This is a genomic window from [Limnothrix rosea] IAM M-220 (genome assembly GCF_001904615.1).
Lineage (GTDB): Bacteria > Cyanobacteriota > Cyanobacteriia > Cyanobacteriales > MRBY01 > MRBY01.
This window is the reverse complement of the sequence record NZ_MRBY01000008.1, coordinates 39,407-63,885: the sequence shown is the minus strand read 5'-3', so window position 1 is coordinate 63,885 and position 24,479 is coordinate 39,407. Positions and strand designations below refer to the sequence as shown.

At 45.3% G+C, this 24,479-nt stretch carries 19 protein-coding genes and 1 pseudogene; 8 read left to right on the top strand and 12 right to left on the bottom strand.

All coding sequences use genetic code 11. The features are described from left to right. Positions 1–32: 32 nt before the first annotated feature. On the bottom strand, positions 33–2,561 hold the full coding sequence (locus NIES208_RS05125; protein WP_075890394.1) for an adenylate/guanylate cyclase domain-containing protein: 2,529 nt from the start codon (positions 2,559–2,561) through the stop codon (positions 33–35). Positions 2,562–2,761: 200 nt separating this feature from the next. Next, on the bottom strand, positions 2,762–3,946 hold the full coding sequence (locus NIES208_RS05120) for an MFS transporter (protein WP_075890392.1): 1,185 nt from the start codon (positions 3,944–3,946) through the stop codon (positions 2,762–2,764). A 214-nt stretch (positions 3,947–4,160) separates the two neighbouring features. On the opposite strand from NIES208_RS05120, the gene NIES208_RS18875 reads away from it, so the two are divergent. After that, on the top strand, positions 4,161–4,301 hold the full coding sequence (locus NIES208_RS18875; protein ID WP_171971722.1) for a hypothetical protein: 141 nt from the start codon (positions 4,161–4,163) through the stop codon (positions 4,299–4,301). Positions 4,302–4,374: 73 nt separating this feature from the next. After that, complete coding sequence (gene pdxH, locus NIES208_RS05115; protein WP_315861618.1) at positions 4,375–5,019, top strand: pyridoxamine 5'-phosphate oxidase; 645 nt, start codon at positions 4,375–4,377, stop codon at positions 5,017–5,019. 14 nt (positions 5,020–5,033) lie between these two features. Here pdxH and NIES208_RS05110 read toward each other — a convergent pair whose 3' ends face one another. Next, positions 5,034–6,719: a sensor histidine kinase gene (locus NIES208_RS05110; RefSeq protein WP_075890388.1), complete on the bottom strand. Its 1,686-nt coding sequence runs from the start codon at positions 6,717–6,719 to the stop codon at positions 5,034–5,036. A 112-nt stretch (positions 6,720–6,831) separates the two neighbouring features. Between NIES208_RS05110 and phnD the strand changes: the two genes are divergently transcribed. After that, entirely contained in the window at positions 6,832–7,848 is a 1,017-nt protein-coding gene (gene phnD / locus NIES208_RS05105; protein ID WP_075890386.1) for a phosphonate ABC transporter substrate-binding protein, read from the top strand. Between the two features lie 194 nt (positions 7,849–8,042). On the opposite strand, the gene NIES208_RS05100 is transcribed toward phnD, so the two are convergent. The 6 genes and pseudogenes from NIES208_RS05100 to NIES208_RS05080 all read right to left on the bottom strand — a co-directional run bounded on the left by NIES208_RS05100 (position 8,043) and on the right by NIES208_RS05080 (position 14,122). Then, a complete protein-coding gene (locus NIES208_RS05100) occupies positions 8,043–10,598 on the bottom strand; it encodes a hypothetical protein (RefSeq protein ID WP_075890384.1) in 2,556 nt (851 codons plus the stop codon). 62 nt (positions 10,599–10,660) lie between these two features. Continuing rightward, entirely contained in the window at positions 10,661–11,536 is an 876-nt protein-coding gene (locus tag NIES208_RS05095) for a hypothetical protein (RefSeq protein ID WP_225875254.1), read from the bottom strand. A gap of 87 nt (positions 11,537–11,623) precedes the next feature. Next, a pseudogene (locus NIES208_RS19890) lies at positions 11,624–11,794 on the bottom strand (PilW family protein); the annotation flags it as partial. Beyond that, the gene (locus NIES208_RS05090; protein WP_139324990.1) at positions 11,745–12,200 is read right to left on the bottom strand and encodes a type IV pilus modification PilV family protein; all 456 of its coding nucleotides are present in this window, start codon (positions 12,198–12,200) and stop codon (positions 11,745–11,747) included. The gene NIES208_RS05090 and the pseudogene NIES208_RS19890, both read right to left, overlap by 50 nt. Before the next feature lie 26 nt (positions 12,201–12,226). Beyond that, on the bottom strand, positions 12,227–13,396 hold the full coding sequence (locus NIES208_RS05085; protein ID WP_075890378.1) for a pilus assembly FimT family protein: 1,170 nt from the start codon (positions 13,394–13,396) through the stop codon (positions 12,227–12,229). Between the two features lie 129 nt (positions 13,397–13,525). Further along, positions 13,526–14,122 (bottom strand): hypothetical protein, encoded by a 597-nt coding sequence (locus tag NIES208_RS05080; protein ID WP_075890376.1) that lies wholly within the window; start codon positions 14,120–14,122, stop codon positions 13,526–13,528. A 760-nt stretch (positions 14,123–14,882) separates the two neighbouring features. Between NIES208_RS05080 and pyk the strand changes: the two genes are divergently transcribed. From pyk to NIES208_RS05065, 3 genes are all read left to right on the top strand, one after another. Continuing rightward, positions 14,883–16,682 (top strand): pyruvate kinase, encoded by a 1,800-nt coding sequence (gene pyk, locus NIES208_RS05075; protein WP_075890374.1) that lies wholly within the window; start codon positions 14,883–14,885, stop codon positions 16,680–16,682. Positions 16,683–17,017: 335 nt separating this feature from the next. Beyond that, positions 17,018–17,491 (top strand): LapA family protein, encoded by a 474-nt coding sequence (locus NIES208_RS18360; RefSeq protein WP_084176541.1) that lies wholly within the window; start codon positions 17,018–17,020, stop codon positions 17,489–17,491. Between the two features lie 39 nt (positions 17,492–17,530). Further along, on the top strand, positions 17,531–18,379 hold the full coding sequence (locus tag NIES208_RS05065; RefSeq protein ID WP_075890372.1) for a segregation/condensation protein A: 849 nt from the start codon (positions 17,531–17,533) through the stop codon (positions 18,377–18,379). A 4-nt stretch (positions 18,380–18,383) separates the two neighbouring features. Here the strand turns inward: NIES208_RS05065 and NIES208_RS05060 are convergent, their stop codons facing one another. Further along, positions 18,384–19,019: a class I SAM-dependent methyltransferase gene (locus NIES208_RS05060; protein ID WP_075890370.1), complete on the bottom strand. Its 636-nt coding sequence runs from the start codon at positions 19,017–19,019 to the stop codon at positions 18,384–18,386. Positions 19,020–19,193: 174 nt separating this feature from the next. Between NIES208_RS05060 and NIES208_RS18870 the strand changes: the two genes are divergently transcribed. Then, positions 19,194–19,343: a hypothetical protein gene (locus NIES208_RS18870; protein WP_171971721.1), complete on the top strand. Its 150-nt coding sequence runs from the start codon at positions 19,194–19,196 to the stop codon at positions 19,341–19,343. A 424-nt stretch (positions 19,344–19,767) separates the two neighbouring features. On the opposite strand, the gene gntT is transcribed toward NIES208_RS18870, so the two are convergent. Next, positions 19,768–21,150 carry a guanitoxin biosynthesis MATE family efflux transporter GntT gene (gene gntT / locus NIES208_RS05050; RefSeq protein ID WP_075890366.1) on the bottom strand — a complete coding sequence of 461 codons (1,383 nt, stop codon included), beginning with the start codon at positions 21,148–21,150 and terminating at the stop codon, positions 19,768–19,770. 378 nt (positions 21,151–21,528) lie between these two features. Beyond that, positions 21,529–23,556 (bottom strand): NAD-dependent DNA ligase LigA, encoded by a 2,028-nt coding sequence (gene ligA / locus NIES208_RS05045; protein WP_075890364.1) that lies wholly within the window; start codon positions 23,554–23,556, stop codon positions 21,529–21,531. Between the two features lie 261 nt (positions 23,557–23,817). On the opposite strand from ligA, the gene NIES208_RS05040 reads away from it, so the two are divergent. Then, the gene (locus NIES208_RS05040; protein WP_084176540.1) at positions 23,818–24,138 is read left to right on the top strand and encodes a Mo-dependent nitrogenase C-terminal domain-containing protein; all 321 of its coding nucleotides are present in this window, start codon (positions 23,818–23,820) and stop codon (positions 24,136–24,138) included. Positions 24,139–24,479: the final 341 nt, after the last annotated feature.

Sequence of the window (24,479 nt, the reverse complement as noted above, 5' to 3'; positions counted from 1 at the left end):
AACGATCACCAATACGTTGAGCCAATTCGCCTTTACTTCGTTTGCATCGTGTAGATCCCATCCCAATTTTTTCCCGGTGGGTTATTAGAAAAGCGCTGTGCCCGACGCAAATGAATGAGAGTCGCTTGGTCATGTTTATGGATTTTGTGGGCTTGCTTAAAGGCGGCGATCGCCCGCTGGAAATCTTTGTTCATATAGGCAGCCCGCCCCCGGTGGTACAAATCAAGAAATTCATGATGATTGTCCGTCAAATGATGTTCCCTTTCTTGAATCACCTCATAGATTTTTGTCGCCTTACTTTTGCCCTTCACACGAATTTTGTCTAGCTCCCGTACCCAGAGGCGATCGCCACACAGCGCCAGTGTTTCTTCACTAATAATAATGTCACAGAGATATTGCTTCGTCAGACTTTCAAGGCGAGCACTAACATTAACACCATCACCAATAACCGTATAATCCATACGCTTTTGGGAGCCAATATTGCCAGATACCACCTCACCCGAACTAATCCCAATACCAAACTGAATTTGAGGTTGATTATCCACCACACGACGATGATTAAACCGATCAAGGCGGCGACGCATGTCCAAAGCAGACTTAATAGACATCCAAGCATGATCATCAAGAGGTAAAGGCGCACCAAACACCGCCATCAGCGCATCACCAATAAACTTATCCAAAGTGCCATGGTAGTCAAACACCGACTCCACCATCGTTTCAAAATATTGATTGAGCAAAGAGACCACTTCCGTCGCTTCGAGATTTTCGGTCAGTGTAGTGTAACCTCGAATATCAGAAAACAAAATCGTCACATCGCGACGTTCCCCCACCATCAAATTTTCATCACCAAGCGCCATAACCTGCTCCGCTACACCCGGTGTCATATACCGATATAGCGTGGATTTCATGCGCTTCTCCTGACTAATATCCTCAATGACGACCAAGCCACCACGCACCTGACCCTCACCATTAGTAAGGGGATTCACACTAAGATTAATATTGCGATCAATAGGCTGTAAATAAGCAGGATCAGCAATTTCCTCTTCATTCCAAATGAGGTACTCTTCCGGCGCTAACGGTTGAGGAACCGCTAAAAGACAACTCCTATCTGGCGGGCAATAGGACGCTAAATGTAGATCCTGTTCCGGAACATAGGATTTTGCACCATACTGCAAACTGTCCTCTAAACGCGCCTGTAAATTGTCAATCGGGACAACTTCCCATACCGGGCGATCCACTAATTTACATTCCCAGAGTTGTCGCATCGTTTCATTGTGATGTTCACCTGCGGGATACCCCAAGAGCTCTAGGGCGGCATCATTAATCGTGACAATACGTCCCTGCAAATCGGTAGAAATGACTGCGTCAGAAAGACTTTCTAAAATATCTTTCTGATACTGTTTTTCCGTTAAAACATTTTCAAAGAGCTTGGCATTTTCGAGGGCAATACCCGCTTGAATATTAAATGCCTGCATAAACTCTTCATCGGAGGCGCTAAAACTGCCCTGTTCTTTATTGATGAGCTGGGTAACAGCAATCAGCTCACTATTGGAGTTAAATACAGGCATACAAAGAATGGTGCGGGTCTCATATCCGGTGCGGCGATCCGTCGAGGGGTCAAAGCGGGGATCCGCATAGGCATCAGTAATATTGAGCACCTGACCCGTGGAGGCCACAAATCCGGCGATACCACGGTTGGCGGGAATACGGACTTCCATTTTCTGGGTACGGTCAGCACTATCGATTTTGCTCCACAGTTCGCTAGTCTCGCGACTCAGCATAAATAGGGTGCTACGATCTGCCTGCATCAGTTTGCGGGCTTGCTCCATGACTGCCTGTAGGGTCGCTTCTAAATCTAGGCTTTGGCCAAGGCTAGATGTTGCTTTGAGGAGGGCTGAAGCACCTCGTTGGTTGCGGGCGGCAATGTAAAAGGATTGGCATGTTTCGAGAATGATGCCGATGGATGAGGCGAATTCGGAAAAGCGTTCTTCGTCTTGGTCGTCAAAGGATGTTTCGCCTTTTTTGTTGACGAGTTGGACAACGGCAACCACTTTACCTGTGCTGCTACAGATCGGCATGCAGAGTAGGGTTTTGGTTTGTAGGCCGGGACGCTCGTCGATATCTTTTTTGAACAGGGGATGCTCGTAGGCGTTTTCAATGTTTAGGGTTTCAGCGGTGGCGGCAACATGTCCGGCAATGCCGAGCTTGAGGGGAATGCGTAGGTTACGGGGGCCATTTTTGTGGCCGCGGTCAATTTTTGACCAGAGTTGTTGTTGTTCTTCGTCGACAAGGAAAATGGTGGTGCGTTCTGCTTTAAGGATCTGGCCAATTTTGAAGGTAAAGGCTTCCATGATCTGGTCGAGCATTGTTTCTAATGCTTCGTTATTGATCATGTCGAGGGCGCGCAGGAACTGCTGGAACTCGGCGGTAATAAAGTCTAGGAGGCAGACAAATTCGTTAATCGAAATATCTTGTACTCTTTCGGTTAAGGCATTGGAACGGTTGAATTGGGTAAATTGGCTGAGTGTTGCCAGAATACTGCCTGCGTTTGAAAATGTCATAGCTGAGGAGCACAAGGGGTAAACGCTAATGGGACTAGGTTAGTTTTGTCAGGGAGTTTAACTACTTGTCGACACTGTTTTAGCGTATTTTTTAACCCAGTCTATCCTTTTTTCTTGAGAGGGGGATTGCTTCAGGAAAGTTCCGGGATGGATTTGTGGGTTGTGACGATCGCCGTCTTTAGTTTTGTTTGGGTCGGATGTTATGGCGGGGGGGTGTGTAATGTGGGCTTGATGTGCCAGTAGGCATAAAAGGCGATCGCCCCCAGAAAAATACCTGTAAAGATGAGACTCATACTAAAGTTGCTGAGGCGACTAACGAGGCCGAGTAATGGGGCAAAGGCGAAGAAGATTAGGCGAAATAGAAAGCTATTGACTGAGATGAGGGTCGCCCGGAGGTTGGAGGGGATGTGGTCGTGGAGGGTACTTAAAACCAGTGGTGAGTTGAAGCCGCGCACAATGTAGATGGCAATAATAAAAATGATGCCCCATAGGCTCTGGGTCAGCCCTAAGCTAATGTAGGCGATCGCCAGCAAAATTGGTAATGAGGCAAAAACGACGGGATAGTGATGGGTCGAAATTTTTGCGGCATTGCCGGAGGCGATCGCCAAAGCACCATGGAGAATAAGCCAAGCCCAACCGAGCTGTGTCAGCTTCAAGCCATTTTGCACTAAATATTCTTGGGAGAGCCACACGATTAGGAATGAACCGCAGGAGAGGGTTGCTGAAAACAAAAGTAGCCAGCGCAAAAATGGTCGCGCGGTGAAAATCTTTTGAATGGCAGGAATCAGCGATCGCCATCGTGGTGTTTCTTGAGAGTGGTGAATTGTAGGTTCTCGTAAGGTTAGCGCCAGCAAGAGATAGAGGAAAATACAGCCTGTTTGCAGATAAAAGGGATAAACCAAGTTTGTCGCGGCCACCCATGCCCCGACTAAACCACATACGGCTTCGGTTAAACCTGTAATGGCGATCGCCTTCCCTTCCCAAGCTCGATATTCTGATTTTCGACCCAGTTGCAAAAGACTATCGTAGGCGATCGCACTATCTGCACCAGACATCAAACTGCCGCCTAGCCCCACTAAAATTTCAGCCATAGCAAACCAGCTAAAACTGCCTTGGGTACAATAAATAAGCCAGCCCAAAAGCCACAAAAAAGCACCACAAATTAAGCTCGTTTTCCGACCAAGGCGATCGGCAAAATAGCCAGAAGGAATTTCGCCCAGAAAAATTGCCCCAGACAAAATTGCTTTAAGAAGAACGCCCTGCTCAAGGGAGATGCCGTGGGATTCGTAGAAAATGATTAGGGTGGGGATCGGAAACCAAGCCGACTCTAATCCTTTTAATAACCAAAGTTTACGGATATTTGCCGCAATATTTCGTTGACCCATCTACAACAGACCCCTTGCACCAGTGATTAAAGCTAGAGGTAGATTCTCTCTCAGTTGCGTAATTTGCTGAAACCTCTTTGTCGAAAAAAGCTTCTCTAAAGAAAAGACAGCATTACGAATATCATCATTTCAATAAGCTATAGAACCACAAAAAAACTCAAGTCCCCCTTACAAAGGGGGATTTAGGGGGATCCTACGTCTCAAGCTCAGTCGAATGGGTGGGTTGTCTGTGGGTCTTGCAACTTATCGAAACCCCTTCCGCCTTCGGCACCTTCCCCAAGGAAGGACAGTTGGTCAAAATCTATTTATCTTTACAAAAAATTCTGGGGCGATCGCCTATTTCTCCACCGCCTAATTGCCCAAGAAAAATACGTTAAAATACGGTGCGTTTGCCATCTTTTTTCATCTTTTAAAATTGTCCCATGATTATGCACGTCGCCCATCTCCGCCAAAACTACACCCGTGATGGTCTCCACGAAGACGATGTGAATGATGACCCAATGCAGCAGTTTGCCACGTGGTTTGCCGAAGCTTCCGATACCGAAGAAATTCGTGAGCCAAATGCGATGGTTTTAGGGTCAGTAGCGGCTAATGGTAGACCGAGTGCAAGAGTGGTTTTACTGAAACATTTTGACGAAACAGGTTTTATTTTTTTCACGAACTATAAAAGCCGTAAAGGACAAGAGCTAACCCAAAGCGGCTTTGCCTCGATCGTTTTTTGGTGGGAACCGCTAGAGCGACAAATCCGCATTGAAGGGCATGTCGAAAAAATTGCCCCAGAAGAATCTGACCAATACTTTAATAGTCGTCCCCGTAAGTCCCAGCTTGGGGCATGGGCTTCTCCCCAAAGTGAGGCGATCGCCGCCCGTGAAGTTTTAGAAAATAATTTTGAAAAGCTAGCTAAAAAATATCCCGAAGCAAGCACAATTCCCCGCCCAGAGCACTGGGGAGGCTTTCGAGTGATTCCCGACAAAATTGAATTTTGGCAAGGCCGTCCCAGTCGCCTCCATGACCGCCTTGTGTTTGCCTTGCAGTCAGACCACACATGGCAGCGGCAACGCTTAGCCCCTTAACGCAGTTAAATGTCCTAGCAGGGAATTTCGAGGGTAAAGCTTGTGCCAACGCCCACTTCTGATTCGCAATATAATTTACCGTTATGCTCTTCCACAATAATTTTGTAGCTGATCGATAGCCCTAAACCTGTACCTTTACCAACGGTTTTTGTGGTGAAAAAAGGATCAAATAAAGAATCACGAATACCTTCGGGAATACCGCAACCATTGTCGGCGATCGCCACCTTAAGATAGCCAGAATCAAGATATTTCGTGGTGATCGTAATAATGCCATCAACCTTTTCCTCTAAGGCATCAATGGCATTACTCAGTAAATTCATAAACACTTGGTTCAGCTGACTGGCATAGCAATGGGCTAAAGGTAATTCACCATAATTTTTAACCACTTGAATCGGTGGAACAGAAGTATTTTTGAGACGTTCTAGGCGATTATTCAGAATCAGTAATGTACTTTCAATCCCTTCGTGAATATCAACATTTTTTTGTTCGGCCTGATCGAGGCGGGAGAAATTTCTCAGGGAAACAACAAGGTTATAAATCCGTTCGGAGCCGTTTAATAAAGAGCAAAAAAGCTTTGCGGCATCTTCTTGAATAAAGTCAAAATCAATGTCATCGATTTTTTGGCGAATTTCGGGGTGGGTGTCGCCGTAAATGTTGCGATAAAGGCTACTCAGGTCGATGAGATCCTTGAGATAGCCATTGGCACAAACTAAATTGTTGTGAATGAAATTGACGGGATTATTAATTTCGTGGGCAAGGCCAGCCACCATTTGTCCGAGACTGGACATTTTTTCGGTTTGGATGAGTTGAATTTGGGTTTCTTTGAGTTCCTTGATGGTCGCGGCGAGGGCTTCTGCTTTGCGGCGTTCTTCTGCTTCGCTTTCCCGGAGGGCGATTTCTGCTTCTTTGCGCTGTTGGACTTCTGTTTCGAGTTCTTCGTAGGTGGCCAGCTGCTGATAAACGTCGTTAAAGGTATGGGCGAGGAAGGTGATTTCGTTGTTTAGTTTGCCGGCATCAAAGCTAAAGTTGCCGCTGGTTTTGCTATTTTCTACGGCTTGGTTGAGCCTCATGAGGGGCGACAGGATACCGCGATGGATAACGTAGCCCATGATCCCCAAAATCAATAAAATGCCGGCGGCGATCGCCGAATTAGAGATAATAAATGTTTTGCGCGCTTCCCGTTCTAAGGGCTCTAAATCCAGAATGGCGATCGCCACCCCCCGTTGTCCCCCAGCGCCGAACATCATATTACTAAAGGGCAGCACCTCAACAAAAGTAGAGTGACCTTCGAGATGCATGCGTTGGCTTTGGGTTTGTCCAGTGGTAGAGGCCGCTTCAACAAGACCGCGAAGACTGGGATGGATTTCCGCAAAGGGTCGATTGATCTGGGTAACAAGGCTATGACTAATGGTTATGCCTTGGGGATCAACAATTGCGACTTCCTTTACCTCTGGGAGGGTTGCATAGTTGGTGACGACACGCTCTAGGAGTGGAAAATAGCCAAGATCAATGAGACCTTCTGAGGAGATTTGGAGCGATTGGGTAATAGAAGAGGCGCGAATGTTAATTTGCCGTTCAAGGTCCCGGTGAATAATACGGTAGTTGAGCCATGTTGCCCCAAAGCCCACAATGGTGAGGGAAGCACCAAATCCCAAAAGGAGTTGGCGAAAAATGGGTTTTATTGGGGCAGCAGAATTCACTAGGTAATCGCGAATTAAAGTATAAATGTTGTAATTCTAGTTGTTACAGTGGCGATCGCCCCTGAGCAGAAAGATTTTCATAAAGACCATTCCGACCCAGATTTCCGTGACCATGCATAGGCAACAGTTCCTGCGGTTACTCCTCGGATTTGCCGCCGCCACTGGTGGTCAAGCCCTCAAAGGATGCCAACAGCCATTATTTAAAGATACCCCAGAGATTCGACGAGAATTAAAATTTGGCATTTTAACAACTGAATCAAAGGCGGATTTATTGCCCCTCTGGCAACCTTTTTTGGCGGATTTATCCCAGGCCATTGGTTTACCGGTGCAGCCCTTTTTTGCGCGGCAATATTCCAGTCTCATTGAGGCCATGCGCTCAGAGGCGATTCAAATCGCTTGGTTTGGTGGCAAAACCTATATTGAAGCGGCAACCGTCGCCGACGCAGAGGCCTTTGCCTTAACTGTATCCGATAAAGGGAGTCGAGGTTATTATGCCCACCTGATCACCCATGGCGATCGCCCTTGGCTACAAAAGACTGGGTCACAGCCGCCGACAAAATATTTGCTCAGTCAAGGGCAAGATCTGACATTTGCCTTTAATGATGTGAATTCCACTTCGGGTTATCTCGTGCCAATGTATTATTTGTTTACCAAAAATGAGATTAATCCCCGTACCTACTTTAAAAAAATAAGTTTCCTCGGTAACCACGAAGCCACAGCTCTGGCGATCGCCGACCAAAAAGTCGATGTTGCCACGAGTAATAGTGAAGCCCTAGAGCGCTTCGCAGAAAAATTCCCCGACAAAACTCAAGCCCTGCGCATTATTTGGACATCACCCCTCATTCCCGCCGATCCCATTGCCTACACCAATAAGCTACCCGATGATCTCAAAACGAAAATTCGCAATTTCTTCCACCACTACAACAATCAAGGCATATTACAGTCTCTAAATTGGTCAAAATTTGAAGCCGCAACCGATGCCGACTGGCATCCCATTCGTGAACTAAAAATCGGCAAACAAATCCTTGATATTCAACAAAATGAGGCGATCGCCCAGCCGGATAAAGTCAAAATTATCCGCAATCTAGAACAAAAACTCGCTGATTTACAAACGACGGGTAACGAATAAAATATTGAGGTCATCAACTCCGACATCAGCAATATTACGGCGATCGCCTAACTTGTAAACCAGTCTAAAATGCCCATTAAACCAGCATTGAAAAAGCGCTTTTTTGATAAGAAAATTTTGCTTTTGACGATATTTTTATCTGAAAAATTAGCATTTATCCTCCTCAACATGAGTAACATTAATCGTCAAAAAGATTAGTCAAGATAGCGCTCAAAAGAAGATTGTTTAACATAAACAAACCGGGGCGACAAAGGCGGTAAATTATCAGCATTATTAAAATCCAAATCAAACTCCCAATCACGTCTCGGTGCACTATATTTTTGGTCACTCCATCGACCAGATACATAGCGAGGCGTACCAAGACTCACAAAAGATCCACGGTATCTTAGAGTTCTGCCAGACCAATTTTCAGCGAAACGGGGATAGTTTTCGAGTCCACCGTTATAACCACTGGTTGCAGCAGAATTCGTAATATCAGTTCCTGCTAAAAATGCACTATTAATTGTTGTTGGTTCTGCTCTGCTCTTAACTCCGGAGTCATTGATATCAGGATTACAATCTCGCCCAGATCTTTTGTTAATGGTCATATCCTGATTCAAGCAGGCATTGGACAACACATTCAAAGAGTCAGCTAAAACGCTAGCGGGCTGTTTATTAACGGTATTAAAATCGCCTTGGACATAAACAGCTTGGTCACTCACAAAAGTAAGTCCAGTATTTTCTGGGTTGTCAGTTGTTCCCGCTAAACCCATCAACTGTTCACCTTGGGTAAGGGCAAAACCGAAAGGACTATCATTTGTCGCGGCATCGGTATAGGCTGTTTGGTCAACAGTCCCGTGGAATACGAGACCCCCTTCGCTGGTATCGCTGGCGGCTAATCCTAGGCTTTGGAATGAGTTGGCGATCGCCCCTGTATCCGGCTCAATTTGCTCAAATAAAAGTTCGTCGGTGGAGAAGCCTTCGCCATTATTCACATCTTGAACAGTGCCACCATTAAAATCGACATAAACACCGTCACGATTCCAAACCGTAAGGCTTTCCAAATTCATCTGTAATAGACGCATTTCTTGTTTTTCACGATCATTGTAAAAACGATAAGGCGAGTCGTGACCACCAGCATCTCGCCCAATATCCCGCAACGGTGCAGCCAGAAAACAACGTTCTCCTTTTTCGACAGCATTTCCTGTCTCTGGGTCTGTTTCTTGATAAGAAAGAGCCGCGATTTGTGCCGGGGATAAATTATTTAACGTACTTAAATTTGTTGTGTCGACAATATTATTAAGATTCAGGATCGCCAAAGCATCACCCAATCCCAAAATACTACTCATATTTAGTTCTTCGTCGAGGCGGGCGGCGAGAGCGGCTTGAAAGCTAGCTCTAAGATCATCAAATACCGGATCACTCAGCTTAGTAGATCTCGTGTCAGTATCAACAAATTCAGAAAATTGCATGGGTACTTTTTGAGAAGCGATCGCCGTTTGTAGTGCCTCGACAATATAGCGTTTCACCTCATTATCCGACGTTACCGCAGTAATATTTGGTTCACTGACCGCACTACAATAACCAGCCTGTTCCACATCACGACCCACCATCACAGGTTGCCGCAAACTCCGTAATTGCCCCTCCGTTAGATCCTGATAGGTATCTATATTAGGGTCAGAGTTGGGCACTTGAATGGCAAAGGGAACCGTTTCTAAATAATCACTATTATTGTTAGCCGTTGGGGCAGGTTTGTACTCAATCCTCAAGTCACCATTGTTGTAATAAGCACCCGTTGCATCGATAAAAGAAGGAGAGGGAATAATGACAGGGTCAAGGCCAATTTGTACCTGCGTACCCCAGGCCGTCTCCACAAGCTCTGGATCCATCGCCGCCGACGTTCTGTTTGTGCTGCCAGTACCCTTAGAGAGCAAATTGAGCCAATTTCCTGCCGCATTTTTAATACGGACTTTGCCATCAGAATAGGTCGAACCATTATTTTTACGACTGTTATACAGTTCACCGCCGAGGGTCACCTGATTATGGACAAATAAAGTATTACCCGCCCCCAAATACAGCGAGCCATTGGTATGAACCGGGCCCCGCAAGTTCATGGTCGGACCCGGCAAAATTTCTAAATCATTAGCATAGAACGCCGCAAACTGAAACATTGGAATCAAGCGACTTTTGATGTCCATCTTGAGACTAGCGCCCAGCTCAGAGTCGGAGGCAGTGGCCTTTTTTGCCACAGCGTGAATGGCAAAGCTATATTCCTGCATATTGAGATTTTGAAAGGCTTCGCCGCGCGGTACGGTCCCAATTTCCGGTTGACCATTATTTTTGGCGATGACATAGGATGCCGCTTCAAAACCCGATTGACCCGACGAGCTAGGCGCAAAGGTTTCAATGGCACACCCAAAATCATTCGTCCCATCGTTTGTGGCATCTAAATCAAAGCAGGCATTGATGGATTCTGGGGGCGTACCGTTGGGGGTATTGTAGCCAGCAAATTTTTGGCGAATCTCTTCAACTTTAAGGTTTAAGCTTGCCTCTGCTGCATAGAAAGCGGTATTCCCTTCAAAAGAAGAAGTGGAGCGCATATTTTCCACATGGGTGATTTTCGCATAGGCTGCCAATAGGCCTAGGGTTGATAGGGAAATCATGATGATCACAAACAAAACATAGCCGCCTTCTGTTTGGGGCGATCGCCGTTGTGAGCCCATTGTCGCTTTATAGTTTAGATAGCAAATTAATTTTAAAAAAATATTCATTTTTATTAGTTAGCAATAGAAATTTGATCGTTATAAAAATCTTGAAATCCTATAGTAAAACCCTAAAAATTAAAGACATTACGAGGCACAAAGCGTCGTCTCAGCTGGAGGGGTTCACAATCCTCTGGATCAGGACAATTTGTCTGTAATGCTAAGGCTGCTGATGAGTCAGCTGAAACCTGCAACATAACTTCTATTGCTTTAATTTGAGACCAAGAATAGGTATTCGTTAAAACCGGATCACAATCTGCTGGATCAACAGGCGGTAAAACCGTACAAGTATGCTCAATGTCATCCTGCTCAAGAATAATTTCTACATCTAAAACACCAATATTATTGGTGATACTCAACTCCTCACTGTCGTCTGTAATGAGCTGTAGCGTATTGGTATTCGTATCTAATTGATAACGGCGTTCTTCTAACAAATAAATACGACTACTACTATCAGCAAGATAGTTGTTTGTCCAAGTCGCACCGCCAGCATCTAGCGTCGTATATTCCAGCAAATTTGCACCAGTAATGGGGTCTATTATCGCTGTATCATCAGCAGCGAATGTCCCTTCATTTTTATAGTCAAAAAAGTCACCTTGACCATTTCCGTTATAAATAAACGCTCTGACCGTACCGCCATTCGTCGTACGAAAATCACGAAACTTTTCGAGCTCATCCCAAGCATCCGGCCAACCATCGCTATCGGTATCGGCGATCGCCCCAATCTCACAGCCAACCAATGGATCACCACCATTGTCATCAAGCACAACAACCGGATCACTAGAGCCAGCGACAATATCACGGCACACAGGAATAGAAGTGGGTAAAAGTTGACGACGAATCGTTAATTGGGTTGGATTAGTGCTGAGCAGTACCACCGGAAAATTCGGATCACTTGTCCCAATCCCTTCCCCAGCCTGTCTAATATCATTACCCAAAGTATCCAACGGTAATCGTAGCGTTTGAGCAATATCAGAACGGGCTTTATCTTGGACAAAAAGCTGTCGATTTAAGACACTACCAAAAAAAGCAAGACTAATAACAAATAAGCCTATAAATAAAGAAACTAAGAGTTCAACTAACGTAAATCCTTGCTCTGAATGACAAGCGCTTTTGCATTGTTGATAAACTAAAAACTTAAAATAGAAACTGCGATTATTTGATGTCTGTGTAGATGGTTTCCACTGTATAGATGGTCTCTTCATTGTAATCAATTTGCAGTAGTATATATCTCATTGGGTTGTTGACATCTACTGTGGTGTCACAAGACACAGAGTTATCAGGGGCAACACTGGGTCTATCAGTACAAACAAATTGTGTGTATCCATAGGTTCGGCCGAGGCTGCTAATACTACTTTCATTGGTTTCACCGAGCGTCAGGGATGTTTCGAGACGTAAATTATCTAAAACTTGTTGTGATAAAGAGACAGCGCCTGTACGAATTTCATTGGTAATATTATTTTTCTGCTGTGCAACAAAAAGTGGTGAAGCAAGGGAGAAGGTAACCACAAAAATTAGCAAAGAAACAATTGACTCAATGAGTGAAAATCCCCCATGGTTTTCCACTGATGAAGATTGCTGGGATAGAAGCTTATTGAAGTAAAAAAGCATGACGTAAGGTGATGATTATGGTTTTTTTAGGAATACAACCAAGTTAATTTTTCAATGATTTCTTTGACGAATTCTTTGTAGGGCTCGCTGTCTCTATCTACAGTTTCTGTGCCTTGAAGAATGCTCTGATAATATTCATTTTGGTCTAACCATTCTTGGTAGACAGCGCGTCTCTGCTCGAATGTGAGGTTTTCGCTGTCAAAGCTATTGTCATCAATGGCTCCTGTGTTGGTTTCCGGTGTTGTATTGTTTGTGGGTGAAGTGGAAGGAACGATGACACCTTCATCTAATTGATAGTCTGGGTTGGGTTGTGGTGGAGTGTCTGTTGATGTGCCGTTGTCGTTAGATGTCGCGTTGGAGCCATTATTGCTAGGGTCGTTGGTGGTTGTTGAAGAACCTGTTGCTGCTGCGGAGCTCCCATTTGATGTATTGGTCTCGGCATCTTCTAGGGCTGCCACCACAATGTCGTCTTTGGGTTGAATGACCACGGAGTCGATCATGCCGCCTTGGAAGACTATGATTTTTCCTTCTTTTTGGCTTTTTTCGCTAATGAGAGTGATTTCTAGGTCGTCTTCTGCAATGCCAAAGGTATCGCTGACGGTGGCAATGCCGCGACTATCAAAACAAAGCTCCCAGTCCGCTAGATTCCCGATCATTTTGACGGTGTCGGGCAGGGTCATATCTTCTTGGAAGAAGGTTTTATCGTTTTGCCAGTTGGCTATAATTTCTACGGTTGTACCGGAGCTATGGGCTGTACCAATGGGTTTGCCTAGGGTCAGAGTGGCGCTGTTACTGTCAGTTGTGAGAACCACATTTTCTGTTTCATCATCGCCAATTTTGAGGCGATCGCCTGCCGCAAAGCCTTGTGTAGAAACAACAGCTAATTGATTGCTATCCGTGGCAATAGCTCCGGTCAGTACTGTCGTATTTGGATCGCAGCTACGGGTATCTGAAGCTTGGACAATAAATGAATGCTCTGGATTACTGGGATTCGGTTGAATACGCAGCGCAGAAGTGGTGGCGATCGCCCGCGATCGCCCTTGAGAAAAAATACCAGCCGCCTGATACGTACCGTTTTGTAAAGGCTTGTTTGCCCACATTATTAAAGGAGTCGTGATAGCCGAAAGAATGCCAATAATGGCAAGAGCCGCTAACAGTTCCAATATTGTGAAACCTTGGTCTTGGGTGTTATTCATGATCCTGCAAATCTAAAATCTAGAATCTAATTACAAAAGAATACTCACCCTTGACAAAGCAATGACAGCAAGGGTTTAGAGGAAAGGAGCAAAGGGAAATTACCAAGTTTTGAAAACAGACTATGATGCCTAGGAAGCCATGCGTGCGGCAACAGAATGACGTAAATTGGTGGCAATACGGGGACAAGCACCACCTTGACCTGTAGTCGGCAAATCAATATTGCGAGTGACTTCGACACGGGAAGTAGAACCGTTGATTGTACCCTCCACAACAAATGTGCCTTGGCGAAGACCAGCATCATATTTATAGGCCACAAGACGATAACTGCCGTCCTGCACCTGACCAGAAAATAAATCCGTTGGAATGGCATCAGGGGCGGTAACCGTTGCACCACAACTGAGTGAACCCGTTGACCACCCATTGATCCCTGCACTCGCATCAAAACTTTGAGTCAGTAACCCCCGGTTCTGTGTCTGAATTAACCTGTTGAAGACACGAGCTAAACCAGCCTCAGCAATTCCCATACTTTGGGCATCATGTAAGGCTTGCTGGGCTTGCTGTTCAGAAGAATAACCGGCAGCAATAATACTAGAACAGGTAACAAGGGAAACAATACCAAAGCCATTAATCCAACTAGATGGAACCAACTCCGGCGGCTTAACATTAACTTTGGAGGAAGACTTGCGATGCGTCTGAGATGTCTTGTGAAATGAAGTAGTATTCATGGCGATCTGCGAGTAGTTTTGATGGCCACAACACACTATCTATCATCTGTAACAATAGAGATAGGTTAAATTGAGCCAAAAAATGAATAGTTGGTAGATGCAGATCGTTTTCTTGTCCTTAAGTGTAATCCTAAATAGGAGAGATAACGGTAAGTAAATTCTCGGTATTTGAAGAATTTTGGATAAAGCTTGGGATGGTAATTTAAAGTTGCAGTAAAGTTCCTTGACGATGATCGACTACATCTCGGATATTGATGTGTTGGCCATCAAACGCAAATAGATTGTTTTGTCTGTAAAGTGCTCCTGTTCAGGGGCATACGTCGTTAACGCAGGGACATAGTTAGGTGAAAACATTGTGTATTTTTACATCTTAGATATTTTGCTGCCGGAAAAGATCGAAAGCTGTATTGTTTTTTCTCCCAAAGATTTTGCACTTATGGAGCTGAATAAAAGTTGAGAAGGGCGAATTCATAAATCAGTAAATAGCAGTGGTGTCTGGTATGTGGATTTTTGCTTGTCATTTGAAATGTGATGATTGCATTGGGGCAGTTATGTTGTGAGATCCGGTTACGTCTGTAAGCTGTCAATTTTGTATCTTGTTGATTTGATTTGTTGATAAATTCTTCTGGCTAGGGCGATCGCCGACTCATCTCATCCATAAAATCTTCCCCACGGCAGATTCATTACTGGCCGAAAGAAAAGTCAAATTTTGGGATAATATGGGGCTTATTTTCCCAAACTGACCAGAGAAACTTACACCATGCCCTTTAGAGAAATGCCTCGCCGCACTAAAATCGTTGCAACCATTGGTCCTGCGACGAGTAAACCCGATGTTTTGCGCGAACTCATCGAAGCGGGAGCAACCACTCTACGGCTAAACTTTTCCCATGGCACCCATGACGATCACCAACGCAATATTCGTCTCATTCGCCAAACCGCCTTTGAGCTAAACTGTCCCGTCGGAATTCTTCAGGATTTACAAGGCCCTAAAATTCGTTTAGGGAAATACGAAAAAGGATCCATTCGCCTCAAGAAAAATGATCCCTATATCCTCACAAGCCGCAAAGTCCCCTGTACCCAAGAAGTCGGTTATATCAGCTACAAAAGTCTAGCGGCAGAAGTGCCCGAAGGTGCCACAATTTTGCTCGATGACGGCAAGGTTGAAATGCGCGTCGAAAAAGTCGATGTGGAAGCCGAAAATCTCCATTGCCGTGTCGTGGTCGGCGGCAAACTTTCTAATAATAAAGGTGTAAACTTTCCCGGTGTCTATCTATCGGTTAAAGCATTAACAGAAAAAGACCGCGAAGACTTGATGTTTGGCCTTGACCAGGGTGTTGATTGGGTGGCGCTCAGTTTTGTTCGTAACCCCCAAGATGTCCTTGAAATTAAAGACATCATCGCTAGCACTGGTAAAAATGTGCCTGTGATTGTCAAAATTGAAAAACATGAGGCGATCGAGCAAATGGATGCCATCCTTTCCCTCTCCGATGGGGTGATGGTGGCTCGCGGTGACCTCGGTGTAGAGCTACCCGCCGAAGAAGTACCTCTCCTTCAGAAAAAGCTCATTGCCACAGCTAATCGCCTTGGTATTCCCGTCATTACGGCGACACAGATGCTCGATAGCATGGCGAATAACCCCCGTCCGACCCGCGCAGAAGTTTCAGATGTTGCCAATGCAATTCTAGATGGTACAGATGCTGTCATGCTTTCGAATGAAACAGCTGTTGGTGAATATCCCGTTGAAGCTGTCGCAACCATGGCCACGATCGCCAAACGTATCGAACAAGAGCCCGATGCCATTCGCCGTCAACCTTCCGACAAAAAATCTATCCCCAATGCAATTTCGGCAGCAGTGAGCCATATCTCTACCCAGCTCGATGCAACGGCAATTATGACCCTAACGAAGTCGGGAGCCACAGCGCGTAATGTCTCAAAATTCCGGCCATCTACACCAATTTTGGCCGTCACTCCCCATGTTGATGTGGCCCGTCGTTTACAGCTAGTTTGGGGGGCGCAACCTCTCCTCGTTATGGATTCGCCATCCACAACCCAAACGTTCCGAGCCGCGATTAACGTTGCCCAAGAAAATGATCTCCTCAAAGAAGGTGATCTTGTGGTGATGACCGCCGGAACCCTACAGGGGGTCTCCGGGTCTACGGATTTGGTAAAAGTCGAAATGGTACAGGCCGTCCTCGGTGCAGGTATTGGTGTCGGCCAAGGGTCGGCGAGTGGCCGTGCCCGGGTGGTGAAAGCCAACCAAGAAATTAATGATTTTAGTATCGGTGAAATTTTAGTCGCTGCTTCTACCGATGCGACTCACATTGACATGATCCGTAAAGCCAGCGGCCTTGTCATTGAGGACGGTAGCCAAAATTGCCATGCTGCCACCATTGGCATGCGCCTTGGGATCCCGGTTATTGTTGGCTTTAGTGATGCAACGACTTTGATTCGAGATGGCGGTATTATTTCCATCGACGCTCGGCGAGGTACTGTTTACTCTGGGGTCAATGTGTCTTTAGGGGATGCGACTTCAACAGGCTCTGCTATGTCTTTGACCTAGGGCTAGGGAGAGAATTTGTTTGTCTCTTGGGTGTTGTCGATGGGAAAAGATGACAGGGTGACAGGGTGATGGGGTGACCAAGTGAGAGGATCAATTTTGCTCGTTCACCTGTTTTGAGGCATGGTGTCACTATTTTGTGGTGTTTCAGATTTTTGGGGCAGAACCTCTCGGTTATGTCTCCTGTCTCTATCGCCCTGTCGCCGTGTCTTTGGGTTGCTATATCCTTTGGTTTTTCTCCTTTGCAAACTCATACAAAGATTATTGAGTAATTGCGGTTAAGCCGAAAAATAGTGAGCTATTCTAAGCGGAAGCGGGTCAAGATTTAAATCAAAATTATGCGGCAGTTAAATTTTTTATTGTTTTTCGCACTGTGCTTGGGACTGGCTCTTTTTAGTATTGAAAATACGCAAACGGCTGCGATTAATCTGATTCCCGGTGTGCAAATTGAAGCGCCTTTGTCTATTGAGCTGTTGCTTGCGGTTGGCACGGGGGCAATGTTGGCTTGGATTTTTAGTCTCTGGGATCAGCTGCAACGGCAAATTGAATCTTGGAAAGCCCAGCGGGAATTGAAGCAGCAAAGCCGCAAAATTGAGGAGTTGGAAAAGACTTTGGCGGAATTGCAAACGGAGACGGAAGGTGAAGCTCTTGAGTTAGAGGAAGAGCCTCAATCTACTCAAGAAGAAACAGAATCGTTGTCTTTAGCTAGTGCTGAGGATATGGATGGCGATCGCCCAGAGGAGGAGTCGGAGTCGACGACGGACAACCAAGCTGAAAATCACGAAAATGGTTCTAGTGCCGCGCCAGATTAGTCAGGTGGGTAATGGTAGTCGTATGTTTTAAGGAAGTCTATGGCCAATAAAGCTCAAGAGGCGATCGCCACCCTGATTAACCTTGCCCAAGAGGGAGAGATAGACCCATGGGATGTGCAGGTGATCGATGTAATCGATCAATTTTTGAGTGAATTGGGATTGACGGGGCGCGCGGAGGATGTGGCGGTGGCGGATCTCGATTTACCCCAATCGGGGCAGACTTTTCTGTGGGCATCGAAATTAGTGTTATTGAAAGCCGATACCTTGGAGAGTTTGACCGCCATTGAAGAAGAGCTGCAAGAAGATGACTTTCTCGAAGAATGGGACGAAGCAAATGGCAGACGATTACCCCTCAAATTAGAAAAACATATTCGTCGTCGTGCCTCTGCACCGCCACCAAAACGCCGTCGCGTTACATTGCAAGAATTTATTATTCAAATTCAGCAGATCGCCAATGAAATTGAGGATCATGTGCCTAAACAACGGGTCAAACGTCCTCGCAAAATGTCGAATAAAGCCGCGATTAAACAGATTACGCAGCTTGCCCACGATGAAAATTTAACGGAACTGGCCGCCCAACTGGAGCAATTTTTCCAGACACGATCGCCGGATAAACCAGATACACCGATTGTCATTGAACTGAATGAAGTGGTTACCCAATGGCTCGCCTATAAAGAAGCCAATGAGTTTTTCCCAGAAGAAATTACCCGCCAACAACACCGCCACGAAAAGGTGGGGATTTTTTGGGCATTACTGCTTTTGTCCGCCCAGTCAAAAGTTGAATTATTACAGGACGATTTCTATGCGCCGATTTTGGTGCGCCCCCTGTATCCTGACCTGTCTGAGCCAACGGATAAAGGGGCGATCGCCTCAACAATTGCGCCATAACCAACTATGTATTTTTTACGCCAACGGTACAGAAAAATTGCCCATCATAGGGGCTTTCTTCGGCAACGGTTTGGATCTCTAAAAATCCAGCTTTCCCTAGCATCGCCTCCACTTCATGGGGATCATAGGCTTGAAAACCGTAGTTTGTTGCTTGGGTTTTTTCGAGAAATTGTTTGTTGTTGTAGGTGATCACCAGCTTGCCCGCAGGTTTCAGGACTCGCCGACAGGAGGCTAAAACTTGTGCTGGTTTTGACCAAAAATACAGGGTGTTAACGGTCATAATGCGGTCAAAAGCTGCGTCGGCAAAAGGGATATTTTCGCCAGATGCTTGGGCAATTTGTAGTCGATCCGATTGCAATGTCTCTTTAAAACGTCTTTTGGCAAAATCAACGGCGGCGATCGCCGGATCAATCCCTGAGACTTTGAGGGTGCTCTCAGCCGCCAGACAACAACTAATGAGATCACCACCACCAAACCCAATTTCTAGAATATGGTGATTTTTTGCTAAAGCCAATTGCTGGAATGTTAAATCGTTCATTGCCCGATTACTACGATTGAGAATACGTAGCAGCACCTGACCAAACCAGCCAGCAGGATGCCCCAATTGCTTAGCCAGATAGGCTTTGAGAAAATTAGCCATGATCTGAACTTACTCCGCAATGTCACCTATTTAAAGATAAAGGAACCTGATTATTATTGTCATCTTTGTTAAGATCTATTGATATCTTGGGCAATGAAATTTTGAAAATGCTATAAATAATGTAACGGTTGATACAGTTCAGCTGTCAGATATTAAGTAAGGAGCGTAGCAAAAATGGCAATTCGCGATAAGCAACGTAACGGAACTCTTTCCGCAATGCAGCGAGTTTGGGCAAGACAAGTGCTCAAGCAGCAGGCTCAGAAGGGCGGTGATTGTGACAGCATTGATTGTAAAGAGGCCAAAGAGTACCTCAAAAATTATTAATCTCAAGTGTTGCCGACTGAAGCCTGTGGGCTGGTTAGGGTAACGATCTCATTTCGATTTCAATAATATTTATGCTTTCTTGCGGGGATGTTTCATGTTGAGACGTTTCCGCTTTTTTTTGGCGATCGCCTAAGGGGTCGAAGTTTGGGTCAAGCAAAATCTGTAATCATCACACGGTGTGGGGACGATGGAGAGAAAAAATGGTGGGCTGATAATTTTTGCTGCTTTTTTTGGATGTGCTTCCTGCGAGATATGGTGAAAGGGGAATTTTCTTCGTCCATAAATTTTGGTGAGAACGGGATGAATAGCAGGCTAGTTTCTCCGCGTCTCCTTGTCACCCTTTTTCTAAAAAACTCTGAAGACAAATTTTAACCACATGTCTATATTTTTTTGTGATCCCATTGATCGATGGCAATGGCGTAGTTTACGCAGAGATCCGGACTTTATTTGCTTTGCGATCACCGGGTGATAGTACCAATACTGGTGATTGGTGGATGCGTAGCAGTCGAAAGGTGAGGTAGATACAAACCGTTGCCATATGGCCTGTTAATGCTGCCCATAATAGGTTTTCACTTTGGTAGTAATTGGCAAAATAAGTGAGTGGTAAAAAGCCGCAGACAAAACCCAATAAGGCACCGTTGCGGAGGGTGACACCGTCTTTAATACCGCTGAAGTAGCTCTCCAACATAAAGGCGATCGCATTAAGGCTGAGCAACGGAATGAGCCAAATTGCGGAACGTTGCATCATTTGGGTGACGTTGGCGTGGTTGGTCAATATTTTAAAAATAATGTGGGGAAAAAATACGGTCACTAGGGCAAATCCAAGGGCGATCGCCAGTCCTGTGAGCAGAGCGACTTTCAGTACCGACATGATTTTATCTGTTTGTTTTTGCCCGTGAAAATTGCCGATTAATGTTTGGGAAGTCATGCCCACCCCTTGTACGGTAAATTGGCTCAACAGGGCAATCTGTAAGAGCAAACCGTTTTCTGCTAGCAGCTCTGTTCCAAAGGAGGCACTGAGGTTGGTGAAAATCGCGTAGGAGGAAATCCAGCTGAAATAGCGAATCAGCATATTACCTTTGAGAGCAAGGGTGCGGGATAGGTCATTACCCTTAAAAATCTGTGACCATGCTGTCTTAAAAAATTGCCATTTCGTCGTGAAGGCGATCGCCACCAGCCCGATAAACAAGGCTAGATATTGACTGATAGCCGTCGCTAATCCGGCACCTGTGCTTTCCCAACCCCACTGCACAATCATCAAATAGTCGAATAGGACATTGCTGCCATTGCCCACAAAAGACATCAGCAAGACAATCCAGTTCAGCTCTCGGCCAAGGAACCAGCCAATCACCACAAAATTTAGTAAAACAGCTGGCGCACCCCAAATACGAGCATTGAAATAGTCCAGTCCTGCTAGCTCCATTTCTGGCGAACCGGACAACAGCGCAAACCCAAATCTGTGGATGGGATATTGAAATAGCAACATCACGGCGGCGATCGCCAGAGCCATCAGACCACACCGCAAAATGACAACCAACATCGCCGCTTGGTCATCTTTGCCCACCGCATTAGCCGTCAGACTGTTAGTGCTATTCCGTAGAAACTTCAGAATACGGTAGAGATAGTCAAATAAAATACCGCCTAAAATGACCCCAGCAAGGTAGTTGATATTTTCGAGATGACCCAAAAATGCCGAGTCCACAAGACTGGCGAGGGGAATCATCATATTCGATAAAATACCGACAACGGCAAGTCGGTAGAAGCGCGGGAGAAAACTACGATGTTGAGCTGGGATCAGAAACGCCATAAATAGTTCGCAAGAACAACCTTAGGAGAAGAGCACATTAACAAGAGCTTAACAATTCTAAATTATCATTTGTCACTTACTAGTAATGTTCTTACCATCCAAGCAAAAAGGTGAACAATGTGTTTGGCGCAAAAATGATGATGACCATTGGCCTTTTGTCCGGCGATCGCCGAAGTGATTTCTAGAAATTTCAAACCAGAATAAAATATTCCCCCCTTAGAAGAGGTCGAAATTAGAGTCTCCGTGAACGACGCAACCTACAGCATCCCTGACCTTTTAGGAGCACCTTTCCCCGGGAAGAACATAAATTGTCAATTGTCTTTAAAATTTATTCGACATCACTAAATCTTTGATCAAAATTGTCTGAGAAAAGTTCTTTTAAGCTGTCGTCGAGGACAATAGCTCAAAAAATTGTGCCTCATCTAACTCTGTTACACCAAGTGTTCTCGCTTTTTCGAGTTTTGAACCTGCATTTTCTCCCGCTAAAAGATAATCGGTTTTTTTGCTCACTGAGCTGGTGACTTTGCCGCCTGCTGCTTTAATTTTGTCCGCTGCTTCAGAACGTTTCAAAGTGGGTAGAGTGCCGGTAATCACGAAGGTTTTACCCGCAATGCTGCTATTCGTTTGTACCGGAGCCGTTTGGGTAGCCTCAAAGGTTAAACCCGCATTTTGTAGCGCTGCAATGAGCTGTTGGTTTGCTTCCACTCGGAACCAATCCACCACAGACTGGGCGATTTCTTCCCCAATACCATAGACTCCCTGTAACTTTGCGAAAGTTGCTGTTTGAAGCTTGTCTAAGGTGGGAAAATTTTGGGTCAAAATCTCGGCATTCACTTTCCCCACAAACCGAATCCCTAATCCGTAAATTACTCGCGCATAATCTTGGGACTTTGACGCGGCGATCGCCGCCACTAGTTTCTCAGCAGATCGTTGACCCATGCGAGGCAGAGCCATAATTTCCTCGACGGTAAGGTTATAGATGTCTGCAATGGAATTAACGAGATTGTGTTCCAGCAGTAAAATCACATTTTTTTCGCCTAAACCTTGAATATCGAGGGCATTGCGGGAAGCCCAGTGAACTAGAGATCCACGCAAAATTGCTGGGCAAGAACTATTGACGCACCGTAATACCGCTTCACCTTGGGGACGAATCAAAGTAGAGCCACATTCTGGACAAGTGGTAGGCATTTCGTAGGGTTCAGTTGCTGCCGGGCGTAGCTCTGGCAATACTCGCAATACCTCTGGGATAATTTCTCCAGCCTTACGAATCACGACAGTATCCCCAAGGCGAATGTCTAATTCTTTAACCCGATCTTCGTTGTGTAAGGTTGCCCTTTGGACAGTGGTTCCCGCTAATTGCACAGGTTCCATGACTGCCATTGGGGTCACTGCGCCAGTTCTGCCGACATTGACGATAATGTCTTTAACCACCGTGGGTGCTTCCTCCGCTGCATACTTGAGGGCGATCGCCCAGCGGGGAAATTTTTGTGTAAAACCCAATTCTTGTTGTAGAGAAAAATCATTCAGTTTCACCACCGCGCCATCGGTTAAATAGGGGAGTTTTTTTCGCTCTTCATCCCAACTGTCGAAGTAATCTTGCACTGCCTGTAAATCAACGCAGAGATCCCGATTTGGATTCACCCGAAATCCCATATTTTGTAAAAATTCTAGGGCTTCCCATTGAGTGGTGGGCAACTCAAAACCTTCGGCATCGGGAATATGCAATGTGTAGGCAAAAAAGTCTAATTTGCGCTCCGCCACAATGCGCGAGTCCAATTGCCTTAAGGTTCCAGCAGCGGCATTTCGAGGATTTGCAAAAAGGTTTTCGCCAGCCTTTTCTCGTTCTTGGTTAATCTCTTCAAAGGTATCTAAGGGCAAAAACGCTTCGCCCCGCACCTCAACTCTTGGCGGTGGATTGTCAAGATTTAACCGCAACGGAATCGTTCGAATAGTGCGAATATTTTGAGTGATTTCTTCCCCGGTCACCCCATCACCACGCGTTGCCCCTCGCACCAAAAGACCATCTTCATAGGTTAGGGCGATCGCCGAGCCATCGATTTTCAGCTCGCAAACATAGCCTGAATGTTCTGGAGTTTCGCCTTCAAGTGCCCGTTGCCACTTCTGTTCCCACTGCTGCAGTTCCTCAAAATCAAAAGCATTTTCCAGACTATACAGCGGAATATTATGCTTCACACTGACAAACTGAGCCGCCGGGCGATCGCCGACCCGTTGAGTCGGACTATCCGGTGTAATCAGCAGCGGATATTCTTTTTCTAACCCTTCTAATTCCCGGTAGAGTTTGTCATAAACCGAGTCCTCCATGATCGGATTATCCAAAACATAGTAGGCATAGGCGGCTTTCTGGAGCTGCGATCGCAATTGATTTAAACGGTGTTCAATAGTCATCCAACATTAAATAAACAACAAAAAAATAAACAACAAAACAGACATTACATCGGCAAACATGACATCACAAATTAGTGATAGCGACTTTGAGAGCAGAGATAACCATAACCCCGCACCAGCCAGAACAACCCCGCTACTAACAAAGTTAAGCAAAAGCTATTAATGATAAATGAAATTTATATTTTAACCATCTATCAATATTTTTGAATTATAGATATGCTGGGAGGCAAGTAAGAAAAGAGATGTAAGTTGAGGTTAAAAATGTTTTACCCCCTTCAAGTTTTAAGTGGTTTTACGAAACTAATCTTCTCTGCAAACACCATATCTCAATCAGTGTTAGACCAATGTCGCCAGTGGTTAGATGGAGTCGAAATAAAAAATGCTAGGGTGGCTCATTTTCTATGCCAACTCATTCCGATGCAATGCCCTTTCGCACGCGATATTGAATGTTTTGGCCTAACGCTTCATATTCCCCCGCTATGCAAATTAAATCCTTTATATGAAGAAGTCGTGAGCTTGCGATTTCGAGCCCTCTGTTATTTGTCTGATACTTGCCAAGAAGATGTGCGTCGGTATTGCTAAAGGTATTGGGAGCAATCTTTAAGTAATGGTGCTGACCAAAAAATATCGAGCATCATTGCAAGATGGGAACTTAGCCCCGTCGTAAAAAAGCAAACAAGCAGTCTGTTGATTTAGCTATTTGTTCGCAGAGGATCGGGGCATGGTGAGCCGGTTTTTGTCGCTATGATTGTGCTTCAAAATCTTACCTAACGTCAGTTATGGATAAGAATGTAGCCAAAATTCTTTAGAGAAAAGGAGACACGGAGAGGGAGAGACAGGGGGAAGCAACGAAAATTTGCATTTTTTGAAAGCGAGGATTGTTTGCATAAAAACATCTCCCTCTCTCTCGCTCTCCCATTCAC

Bases quoted from the DNA above. Each gene is read 5' to 3' on its own strand.
- NIES208_RS05080 (WP_075890376.1), bottom strand. From the start codon at position 14,122: ATGAATACTACTTCATTTCACAAGACATCTCAGACGCATCGCAAGTCT.
- pyk (WP_075890374.1), top strand. From the start codon at position 14,883: ATGCCCTTTAGAGAAATGCCTCGCCGCACTAAAATCGTTGCAACCATT.
- NIES208_RS05125 (WP_075890394.1), bottom strand. From the start codon at position 2,561: ATGACATTTTCAAACGCAGGCAGTATTCTGGCAACACTCAGCCAATTT.
- NIES208_RS18875 (WP_171971722.1), top strand. From the start codon at position 4,161: ATGGGTGGGTTGTCTGTGGGTCTTGCAACTTATCGAAACCCCTTCCGC.
- phnD (WP_075890386.1), top strand. From the start codon at position 6,832: ATGCATAGGCAACAGTTCCTGCGGTTACTCCTCGGATTTGCCGCCGCC.
- NIES208_RS05100 (WP_075890384.1), bottom strand. From the start codon at position 10,598: ATGAATATTTTTTTAAAATTAATTTGCTATCTAAACTATAAAGCGACA.
- NIES208_RS05065 (WP_075890372.1), top strand. From the start codon at position 17,531: ATGGCCAATAAAGCTCAAGAGGCGATCGCCACCCTGATTAACCTTGCC.
- NIES208_RS18870 (WP_171971721.1), top strand. From the start codon at position 19,194: ATGGCAATTCGCGATAAGCAACGTAACGGAACTCTTTCCGCAATGCAG.
- NIES208_RS05120 (WP_075890392.1), bottom strand. From the start codon at position 3,946: ATGGGTCAACGAAATATTGCGGCAAATATCCGTAAACTTTGGTTATTA.
- NIES208_RS05090 (WP_139324990.1), bottom strand. From the start codon at position 12,200: ATGCTTTTTTACTTCAATAAGCTTCTATCCCAGCAATCTTCATCAGTG.
- NIES208_RS05060 (WP_075890370.1), bottom strand. From the start codon at position 19,019: ATGGCTAATTTTCTCAAAGCCTATCTGGCTAAGCAATTGGGGCATCCT.
- gntT (WP_075890366.1), bottom strand. From the start codon at position 21,150: ATGGCGTTTCTGATCCCAGCTCAACATCGTAGTTTTCTCCCGCGCTTC.
- pdxH (WP_315861618.1), top strand. From the start codon at position 4,375: ATGCACGTCGCCCATCTCCGCCAAAACTACACCCGTGATGGTCTCCAC.
- ligA (WP_075890364.1), bottom strand. From the start codon at position 23,556: ATGACTATTGAACACCGTTTAAATCAATTGCGATCGCAGCTCCAGAAA.
- NIES208_RS18360 (WP_084176541.1), top strand. From the start codon at position 17,018: ATGCGGCAGTTAAATTTTTTATTGTTTTTCGCACTGTGCTTGGGACTG.
- NIES208_RS05085 (WP_075890378.1), bottom strand. From the start codon at position 13,396: ATGAATAACACCCAAGACCAAGGTTTCACAATATTGGAACTGTTAGCG.
- NIES208_RS05040 (WP_084176540.1), top strand. From the start codon at position 23,818: ATGTTTTACCCCCTTCAAGTTTTAAGTGGTTTTACGAAACTAATCTTC.